The organism is Arthrobacter sp. M2012083, from assembly GCF_000281065.1.
Lineage (GTDB): Bacteria > Actinomycetota > Actinomycetes > Actinomycetales > Micrococcaceae > Arthrobacter.
In genome coordinates this window covers 41,334-49,848 of the sequence record NZ_AKKK01000065.1, presented here as the reverse complement: position 1 = coordinate 49,848, position 8,515 = coordinate 41,334, and the positions used below count along the sequence as shown (strand labels likewise).

The window sequence follows — 8,515 nt, the reverse complement described above, 5'->3', positions numbered from 1 at the left end:
TTTCGATGAAACGCCGCAGCCTCGTCGGGAAGAGCCGGGCTTTGGAGTCCATGCCCAGAAGCTCGCCACTGGCCGGCGCGGTATAGCGCCGGCGGAGCCAGACAGTGAGCTCCTGGTCCGGGGCGGCTTGCCCTAGGGTTGCTACTTGCCCCAGGGTTAGAAGTTCCCTTCCCCATTCGGCGGGGACGATTCCGTAACCCTTGAGCCGGGCCGGTTCGCTGTCGCCTTGGAACAGGGTGCGGTCGGTCATCACGAGGTCCAGGTTGATCCCTGAAATCCCGCCAGGTGTACCGGTAACGCGCTCGACCACAGTGTCGGCCATGACCTGACCACGGGTACCGGTGCCACCGCTGCAACGGGCCGCATCAGCCGCCCGGCACAGGGCAGCATAAACCGCGACCCCTTGGGCGACCGGCAGCAGCGCGGTCAGGTACGTCATGGTGTCCGGCGCCGGACGCAGGCTCACCGTCCGCTCGGCGGCGGCACGGCTCGCACGCCCGGCCACCGACCGCGGATCCCGCCGATACGCGGCAGCCTTCACCGCCGCAACAATCGCCCGATCGCCCTTCCCGTCAAAAGTCCCGGTATCTGCGGCGAGCTCCTCATCCACCGCGCACCGGTCCTCAACAGACAAACACGCCGTTTCCTTCACCAGCAGCGTGGCCCGCCACTCATTCAACTGCCCCGACTTCAGGGCCGCCAACGTCCGCGGCATCTCCATCACAAGGGCTTTCGCCAAACCCAGCAACCGGGACCCACGATTCGGTGACTCCCGCCGGGCCAACGCCACCTGAGCACCCACCCCCTGACCACGCTCCAAGACAGGAACACCAGCTGCTTCCTGTTCCCGGCGCTGGGCGAGGTCGAAGCCAACGGCCGCCCGGGCCTGCAGCGCCACAATCGCAGACTTCAGGTCTTCCAATCCGCGGATTTGCTCGATCAGCCCGGCGCTATCAGTGCCCACGCGGACGGCACCCAGGAGCGAGAGGAGATCGGAAACCCGGGGCCCGCCCGGGGAGCTTCCAACCCCCGGAGCGCGAAGAAGCGCCACTGCATCAATCGCCTCGCCCTCCCGCATTTGCTCCATACCCCCACTCTTCCAGCGAGCATGAAGCACCATAAGGCGGCAATCCTCCTATGTGGAAAACCAGCCAACCCCGAATCCAGCCACCCCGAACAAAAGACGGGACCTGCCAGCGCCAGCGAACATGCTCTAGCGCCCTGCCAGCACCGCCCGGGTCCGCACTGTGATTGCAGCACCGAGGACGAGGGCAGCAGCAACAGCCGCCGCGATCGCCGTCGGGAATGACTCGGGTGCGTCGGCGCTGCGGCCCACCGTAATCCACACGAGACCCCACGCGATGGCGGCCGCCAAAGCGAGGCGCCCGTGGCCCTTGATCGCCAAGGCAATGCCCACTACGGCGACCACCACCAGAACGGCGACGGACCAGACTTCGGGACGCAGTCCAAAGCCCCCGAAGCCTGACGCTTTCAAAGCAGCAGCGATGTTGGCACACACGGCCACGCTGGTCCATCCCAAGTACAAGCCCAGGGTCCCATCAACAACAACAGCTTCAACCCAGGACCCTGTATGGCTCTGGCTGTAGCGTAGGAACGCCAGCACAAGGGTCACCAGCAACGCAAGGATCACCAGGACGCTAAGCAAGAGCCAGCCGGCCTGAACGGTCAAGATCCACGCCGCATTAAGGATCATGGACACGGCGACGATCCAACCAAGCGACCGCTGCCGGATGCTGGAACGCTGGGACGGCAGCCATTGCCATACCGTGAAAGCGGCAAGCCCGGTGTAAACCACAGACCAGATGGAGAAAGCCGGAGTCGCGGGAGCCAGAAGGGTTGAATCGGCGGCCAAAGCACCGCCGGCCGCCTGCGCAATTGGCGTCCCGCCGAAGACGCCAACGCCGATCATCGAACCAACGATGCAGACCACCAGGCTCACGGTGACCGTGATCTGCCGCAAAAGATCTGAGCTTTGGGATGCCATGTGCCGAGCCTCTTTCCGTGTGGGATGTGCGGTGTCATGCATTCACGAGGTACGTGACCTAGTATCAAAATGCTAGTGAAACGAGCTTTACGCTTATCGAAGGAATACGGGATGGACTCGGAAGGCCACGCAAAGGGCTACTGGTACGGGAAAGACCCAGGTCAGAAGGCCATTGCCATTGATGTCCTGAACGCCTTGCGGGATTACCGCGCCTCTGAGCAAGCGATGCGCCGCAGGACCCGCTCGTCCATGGGAATGGGCGAGAAGGATTTGCTGGCCCTGCGGTATCTCTTCGAAGCCGAGGCCGCGGGCAAAGTGATGAAGCCGAAGGACTTGGGCGACAAACTGGGCATAACCTCGGCGTCCATGACCACGCTGATCGACCGTTTGGTGGAGTCCGGCCACATACGCCGCGAACCCCACCCCACTGATCGTCGGGCACTGATCCTGAAGGCCACTCCGGGCTCGGACCAGGAAGTGCGGCACACTTTGGGCGGAATGCACCGCCGAATGCTTGACGCAGCGTGCGCCTTGAGCCCTGAAGAGTCGCAAGTCGTGGTGAACTTCCTGCAGCACATGCGCGAAGCACTGGACACGATCGATGAAGATCCTGCGAAACCTGAGGCCCCCGAACAAACGCCGCCTTCATGACGTGAAGCTCCACTGCAGGATAAAAATGAGCGTTACCAGGAATCCTGAGCCGTAGTTGAGCCAGATGAACCGCCGCCATGCCACATTGGTGCGTGCCGCCGTCGTATCCGTGACGTTCCAATACGGTGCGCAGTTGACGATGTACGGGATGGCGATGATCGCTGCCAGCGGCCCGGGCCATGGCGTGGCGAGCATCGCGAGACCGGCAACAAGCCAGAGCCCGACGGCGAGCCTCACCGTCCGGCGGGCACCGATAACGGTCGCTATGGAGCCAATGCCGGCTTGCCGGTCGGGTTCGATGTCCTGGACGGCGCCGAAGGCGTGTGCGGCCATTCCCCACAGGAAAAACGCGGCCAGCAGGATCAGCAACCCTGGAGTCACGCTAGCGCCGGCCAGCGCCAACCCGACGACGGCGGGACTCACGAAGTGCGTGCTCGACGTCAGCGAGTCCAAGACGGGGCGTTCCTTGAAGCGAAGTCCGGCGACCGAGTAGGCCACCACTGCGAATGCGCTAACGGCCAGGCTCATCCATAAGGCGGGCCCACCTGCGAACGCCAATACCACCAGGAACGGAACGTTGGTGATCGCCGCGAGCCACAGCATGGGCCGGTGAAGGTGCGGCTGGAGGAGCGCGCCTTCGATGCCGCCCTTGCGTGGATTCTTGAGGTCCGACTCATAATCAAAGACGTCATTGATCCCGTACATGGCCAGGTTGTACGGGATCAGGAAGTAAAACGTGCCAACGACCAGAACCCAGTCGATCTCGCGGGTGGTCAGGAGCATGGCCGCGGCGAAGGGGTAGGCGGTGTTGATCCAGCTGACGGGTCGGGACGCGAGCAGCGCCTGGGGGACGAGGCCTTTGAGGGTGGATGAACTGGAACGGGAACCGGACCCTTCACGCTTCCCCGTCAGCCACATCCACAAGCCAGGCAACGCCACAACGCCCGCCAGGGGGTACGCAAAATCCTCGATGGGGGCCAGGCCAATTTTTACCCCGAGGATGTGCGAAGCGTCGTAATGGAAGAGTTCCATGCCGATCATGACGGAATCGAAAACAGCTGTGAGGACGGCCAGTGCCGTGAACGCGAGTCCTACGGCTTTCCAGTGCTTACCAGCCTCTCCACGCCGGACGCCGTGACGAGCGAAGAGCGCGCCGGCAATAGCTGCCGCGGCGATGAAGGCGAGCGCGAGCCACAGATACGTCATACGTTCTCACGCTCCCGCTGTTTCTCACTGCGAGTGGCCGGTATCCGATCAAGCAGCCGCCGCGCGCCGGTATACAGGACCATCGTGCACAGCACCAGGAAAATCAGGAACACGGGTTCTTCAATGGGCAGCTCCGGCGCGAGCAGCAACCCGGTGGCGATGGTGCCTTCCCCGCGCAGGAAGATCCCCAATCCGATTCCGGCCAGGTCCCAAGCAAGCAGGAAAATGACCCCGACGGCGGTCACGATTGCCGCTGCTTTTGCGTCCCGCCAGAAGAACAGGCGGAAACGGTGGTCGAGCAGGAGCATGCAGGTGATGCCCAGGAGCAACGAGACCAAGTAGAGAGCGCCCATCAGCCAATCCTGCTAGCTACAGGCCTCACAGTGGTAGGGCCGGTGCTGTGATCGCCGCGGATTCGCTTCAACACCAGCTCGGCGCTGATGAGGCACATGGGCACACCGACACCCGGTGCAGTGGTGGCGCCGGCGTAGTAGAGACCACGGACGCGTTTGGAGGCGTTCTGGGCCCGGAACATCGCGCTTTGCCGGAGCGTGTGGGCGGGGCCAAGCATGCCGCCGCGCCATGAGTTGTAGTCTCGCGCGAAGTCGGCCGGGCCGATGGTGTGCCGGACCACCACACGTTCGCGGAGATCCGGAATATTGGCCCACTGGGCGATCTGGTCGATAGCGGCGTCAGCAGTCCTTTCGATCAGCACATCGCCGTTGCCATCAGGTCCACCCGCTCCCAACGATGGGTCGGCAGGGATGGGAACCAGGACAAAAAGGTTCTCGTGGTCCTGCGGTGCTACACCGGCATCCGTTGCGCTGGGTTTGCAGACGTAAATGGATGCAGGATCCGGAATGCTCGGTTCGTCTCCGAAAATCGAGGCGAAGTTTGCCTCCCAATCCCGGGTGAAGAACAAGGAGTGGTGGGGAAGAGCCGGCAGCGAACCCTTCACCCCCAACATCACCAGCACTGCCCCGGGCCCACTGGTGCGGCTCTGCCAGTACTTTTTGTTGTAGCTCCGATCCCTGACGCCCAGGAGCTGGGTTTCGGTGTGGTGCAGATCAGCGCCGGAGACCACTTGGTCGGCAACGCTGTAGTGCTCTGCTCCGGAGTTATCGCGCCACTTGACCCCGGTGACTTCCCGGCTGTCCTTGCCGGTGAGGCCAGCAGGAAGGTTAAGGCCGTCATAGCGCCCCAGCTTCTTGGTGTGGGTGGCTTCGCGGGTGGTGATCTTGAGTGCTTCCGCCCCCGTGTGGATCCTGACTCCGGCGTCGACTGCCAGTGCTTCCAGGCGTTCAACGAGCGCCCGGAACCCACCCATCGGATATTGCACGCCGTCGCCTAAGTCCAAGGCGCTCATCAAGTGATACATCGCTGGAGCCGAGGAAGGGCTGGTACCCAGGAAAACAGCCGGGTAGCCAAGAACCTGGCGGAGCACTGGATGCTGGAACCGCTGGGACACGTATTTGTCGAGGGGCGTCAGGAGCAGCTGCGCGAGCTTGGGAAGGCTGCGCACAACCTGTGGTTGAAGCAGCGCCTGGAGCTTGGTGAACGGGTTGTAGAGGAAGAACCTTTCGGCCATTTCCGTCGTGTGCCGCGCCGAAGCGAGGTAGGACTTGAGCTGTTGCGAACTCCCGGGCTCCACGCGTTCGAAGGTCTCCAAAACGTTCTCGCTGCCTAGCGGGACGGTCAGCGGGTCGGGCCGCACGCCGTCGTGGTTTGGTTCGCTGAAGATGCGGTAGGCAGGGCTGAGCGTGCGGAGGTCCAACTGTTCGGCGGCGCTGGTGCCGAGCAGATTGAAGAAGTGGTCAAAGACGCCGGGCATCAGATACCAGGAGGGGCCGGTGTCCCACCGGAAGCCGTCCCGCTCGAGGCTGCCGGCACGGCCGCCCACCTGATCGCGCTGTTCGAGGAGCTGGACCTCGTGTCCTTCGTGGGCGAGGAGTGCGGCAGTGGCAAGCCCAGCGATGCCACCGCCGATCACTACTGTCCGGGTCATCGGTGCAACTCCATCCAGGTTGAGGCAACGGCGCGGGCGGCGAGCCCGGCTTTCACGGGATCCGGTACACGGACCCGGGAGCGGTAGAGTTCGTCCACCGTGGTCTGTTCGATCCTGTCGGTGAGCGCTTGGAACAGTGCAAGCGCGCTCCGGACAGCGGCCCTGGCGTCGCGCGGCAGCATGGGAATGACGGCGTTGGCGTCGGCCAGCTGTGCCCTAATGGTGCTGACCCAGCCCATGCGGTCGCGGTCCTCGAGATGGTCCGAGGTGCCAAGGTAGCTGCGCCCCAGCCGGGTGGTGTCGTCCGCGAGATCCCGGAGGAAGTTGATGTTCTGGAAAGCAGCGCCCAACCTGCTGGCGCCGTGCTCCAAAGCCGCAGCGTCGCCGTCGTCGATGATCTCATCCCGCATGAAGACGCGCAGGCACATCAGCCCCACCACCTCGGCGGAACCGTGGACGTAGCCGTCGTGGGCATCGGCGTCGAAACGAAGGGGTGTCGGCTGTTCGGTGGCCGAGGCGGTGCGCTCAAGTAAGTCAGTGCGCTCGCCGAGGTCCATGCGCATGGAGTCAAAGAACGGGTCGATGAGCGAGTGGTCGATTCCGGCGGTTCGCGCTGTCTGGGCGAATGCGTGGATGATGAGGTCGCTGCTGTAGCCGAGTTTGACCGCCCGGTGCGTCTCATCGATGAAGTGGGTGAGGGCGTCGCACTGCTCCCGGTAGCTCAGGCCGGCCTCGGCCGTCACACCGTCAACGAGTTCGTCGGCCACCCGCACCAGGGCGTAGATGTTGCGGACGTGCTGGCGGTGCCTGGATCCCAGTAGCCTGCACGCCAAGCCGAACGAGGTGGAGTACGCGGAGATGACCTGGTTGGCGGCGCGCTCCGCCGTCCGGGTGAAATGCGTCAACGAGGCATCCGTGGCGACGCTCATGATTGCCGCCCTTCAAGCTGTCCCGCGAGGTCAAGCAGGACGTTGCGTACGCTTGCCGGGATGGTGGTGGTCAGCTGACTGTTGAATGCATGCATTTGTTCCTCGATGAGACCTTGGACGAATGCCTCGGCGCCGCAATCGCTGAGGTGCCGGCGAACGTGCTCGCCTTCGCCGACGCTGAGTTCGGGCATGCCGAAGAAGGGCTCGATGTCCGGCCATGCGTGCGTGGTCCGTGCATGGGCGATGATGGCGGTTTCCTTGCCCTCGCGGAGGTCCGAAAAGGGATCCTTGCCGTGGCGGCGAGGATCCCCGAAAGTTGACAGGAGGTCGTCCTGGAGTTGGAAGGCGAGCCCAAGATGCCTGCCGGCTGTTGCGAGCGAATTTTCGACGGCGAAGTCGGCGCCGGCCAGCGTGGCGGCGGCGCGCAGCGGGAGCTCGAAGGTGTAGGTGGCCGTTTTGTAGCCGCACATCACCAGGATGGTCTGGAGGTCCGGGGCTATGACGCCGTCACCGAGGCCCACATCCAGCTGTTCGCCGGCTACCGTCTCGTTGATGGTGTGTTCCAGGAGGTCCAGGAGCCGCAGGCGAAGCTGATGCGGTAGATCCGCGCGGGCGAAGGACTGGTGAGTAGCCGCGAGGAGCATGTCGCCCATGAGTATCCCGCCGGTTTGGGCCCAGTGGAGGCTGCTCCCGGAGCGGGTTCCACGGACACCGTCAGTGCCGTCAGCGCTGACTCGTCCGTCCGTGCGTACGGTTGCCGAGGCTTCCGCGAGGAGGGAACCGATCAGGTTGGGATGCCCGCGTCGGACGAGGTCGCCGTCGATCACGTCATCATGCAGCAGGAAGGCGTAGTGCAGGAGTTCAATGGCGGCGGCGATACTTATAGCGGTCTCGCGCTGACGTGAGTCTGCAGAGTCGTACTGTTGATGACGCTGGGAGAGTGCGTCGTACGTTTCCATGAGCAACAAGGGCCGGACGAACTTGCCGCCCAAGACGTTCCGGCCAGCGAGCGCCCACAGTCTGGCGAAGTCCGGGCCATAGGCGGTAGCCGCGCTGGCCCGCTTGCCGATGAGTCCGCTCAGCTCGTTTTCGATCGCGGTGCAGAGATCGGTGCGCCCACGCACGCCACTCGAGGTGATGGTCATGCTTCAGCTCCAGCTTGCAGTGACAACACGTTCGCTTTGAGGAGCTCCGGAAATTGAAGCCCGAGCCAGGGGCTGAAAGCGGACGGCGTGTGTTCCAAAGCATCGGCCAGGAGCGCGGGTGAGATCCAGGCCCAGTCTGCAACCTCGGCGGGATTCGGCTTCAACACCCCGTTGATGCGGGCTATGTAGACAGGGCAAATTTCGTTTTCCACTATGCCCGTTGGATCTACTGCCCTATATCGGAAGTGGGGGAGGACCAGTTCGATCCTGGTGGCGTCCACCCCGAGTTCGAACCGGGCGCGCCTCAGGACAGCGTCCTCGAACTCTTCACCAGGTCCGGGGTGCCCGCAGAAGCTGTTGGTCCACACTCCGGGCCACGTTTTCTTCTCGGGTGAACGGCGGGTGAGGAGGACCTCCCCTGCGTCATTGAGCAGGTAGCAGGAAAAGGCGAGGTGGAGGGGCGTATCCAGTGTGTGAACTCCTGCCTTGGGAGCCTCGCCAATAGGCGCCCCGGCGTCGTCAAGGAGGACCACCATCTCTGTCGCGTTCATGTTGCGCCTTCCTCCACACCCTG

9 protein-coding genes are annotated in these 8,515 nt (G+C 63.7%); 1 reads left to right on the top strand and 8 read right to left on the bottom strand.

Annotated features, from left to right (window positions below; translation table 11 throughout):
• Together A477_RS0120815 and A477_RS0120810 are read right to left on the bottom strand one after the other, a co-directional pair.
• A partial coding sequence (locus tag A477_RS0120815; RefSeq protein ID WP_020372862.1) for a 13E12 repeat family protein occupies positions 1–1,087 on the bottom strand: 1,087 nt, incomplete at its 3' end.
• 126 nt (positions 1,088–1,213) lie between these two features.
• Positions 1,214–2,005 carry a TspO-related membrane protein gene (locus tag A477_RS0120810; RefSeq protein ID WP_017200783.1) on the bottom strand — a complete coding sequence of 264 codons (792 nt, stop codon included), beginning with the start codon at positions 2,003–2,005 and terminating at the stop codon, positions 1,214–1,216.
• A 111-nt stretch (positions 2,006–2,116) separates the two neighbouring features.
• Here A477_RS0120810 and A477_RS0120805 point away from each other — a divergent pair, with 111 nt between their 5' ends.
• Entirely contained in the window at positions 2,117–2,656 is a 540-nt protein-coding gene (locus A477_RS0120805) for a MarR family winged helix-turn-helix transcriptional regulator (protein WP_017200782.1), read from the top strand.
• Here the strand turns inward: A477_RS0120805 and A477_RS0120800 are convergent.
• The 6 genes from A477_RS0120800 to idi are packed head-to-tail and all read right to left on the bottom strand — an operon-like array spanning position 2,651 to position 8,492.
• Complete coding sequence (locus A477_RS0120800; protein WP_017200781.1) at positions 2,651–3,862, bottom strand: prenyltransferase; 1,212 nt, start codon at positions 3,860–3,862, stop codon at positions 2,651–2,653. The genes A477_RS0120805 and A477_RS0120800 overlap by 6 nt on opposite strands.
• Positions 3,859–4,215 carry a lycopene cyclase domain-containing protein gene (locus A477_RS22655; protein ID WP_017200780.1) on the bottom strand — a complete coding sequence of 119 codons (357 nt, stop codon included), beginning with the start codon at positions 4,213–4,215 and terminating at the stop codon, positions 3,859–3,861. The genes A477_RS0120800 and A477_RS22655 overlap by 4 nt, the downstream gene beginning before the upstream one ends.
• On the bottom strand, positions 4,215–5,867 hold the full coding sequence (gene crtI / locus A477_RS0120790; protein WP_017200779.1) for a phytoene desaturase family protein: 1,653 nt from the start codon (positions 5,865–5,867) through the stop codon (positions 4,215–4,217). The genes A477_RS22655 and crtI overlap by 1 nt, the downstream gene beginning before the upstream one ends.
• Positions 5,864–6,796, bottom strand: coding sequence for a phytoene/squalene synthase family protein (locus A477_RS0120785; RefSeq protein ID WP_017200778.1), 933 nt, complete (start codon positions 6,794–6,796; stop codon positions 5,864–5,866). The genes crtI and A477_RS0120785 overlap by 4 nt, the downstream gene beginning before the upstream one ends.
• A complete protein-coding gene (locus A477_RS0120780) occupies positions 6,793–7,941 on the bottom strand; it encodes a polyprenyl synthetase family protein (protein WP_017200777.1) in 1,149 nt (382 codons plus the stop codon). Before A477_RS0120780 ends, A477_RS0120785 begins: the two co-directional genes overlap by 4 nt.
• Positions 7,938–8,492 (bottom strand): isopentenyl-diphosphate Delta-isomerase, encoded by a 555-nt coding sequence (idi, locus tag A477_RS0120775; RefSeq protein ID WP_017200776.1) that lies wholly within the window; start codon positions 8,490–8,492, stop codon positions 7,938–7,940. The genes A477_RS0120780 and idi overlap by 4 nt, the downstream gene beginning before the upstream one ends.
• Between the last annotated feature and the right edge of the window lie 23 nt (positions 8,493–8,515).

Bases quoted from the DNA above. Each gene is read 5' to 3' on its own strand.
- A477_RS0120805 (WP_017200782.1), top strand. From the start codon at position 2,117: ATGGACTCGGAAGGCCACGCAAAGGGCTACTGGTACGGGAAAGACCCA.
- A477_RS0120810 (WP_017200783.1), bottom strand. From the start codon at position 2,005: ATGGCATCCCAAAGCTCAGATCTTTTGCGGCAGATCACGGTCACCGTG.
- A477_RS0120785 (WP_017200778.1), bottom strand. From the start codon at position 6,796: ATGAGCGTCGCCACGGATGCCTCGTTGACGCATTTCACCCGGACGGCG.
- idi (WP_017200776.1), bottom strand. From the start codon at position 8,492: ATGAACGCGACAGAGATGGTGGTCCTCCTTGACGACGCCGGGGCGCCT.
- A477_RS22655 (WP_017200780.1), bottom strand. From the start codon at position 4,215: ATGGGCGCTCTCTACTTGGTCTCGTTGCTCCTGGGCATCACCTGCATG.
- A477_RS0120800 (WP_017200781.1), bottom strand. From the start codon at position 3,862: ATGACGTATCTGTGGCTCGCGCTCGCCTTCATCGCCGCGGCAGCTATT.
- crtI (WP_017200779.1), bottom strand. From the start codon at position 5,867: ATGACCCGGACAGTAGTGATCGGCGGTGGCATCGCTGGGCTTGCCACT.
- A477_RS0120780 (WP_017200777.1), bottom strand. From the start codon at position 7,941: ATGACCATCACCTCGAGTGGCGTGCGTGGGCGCACCGATCTCTGCACC.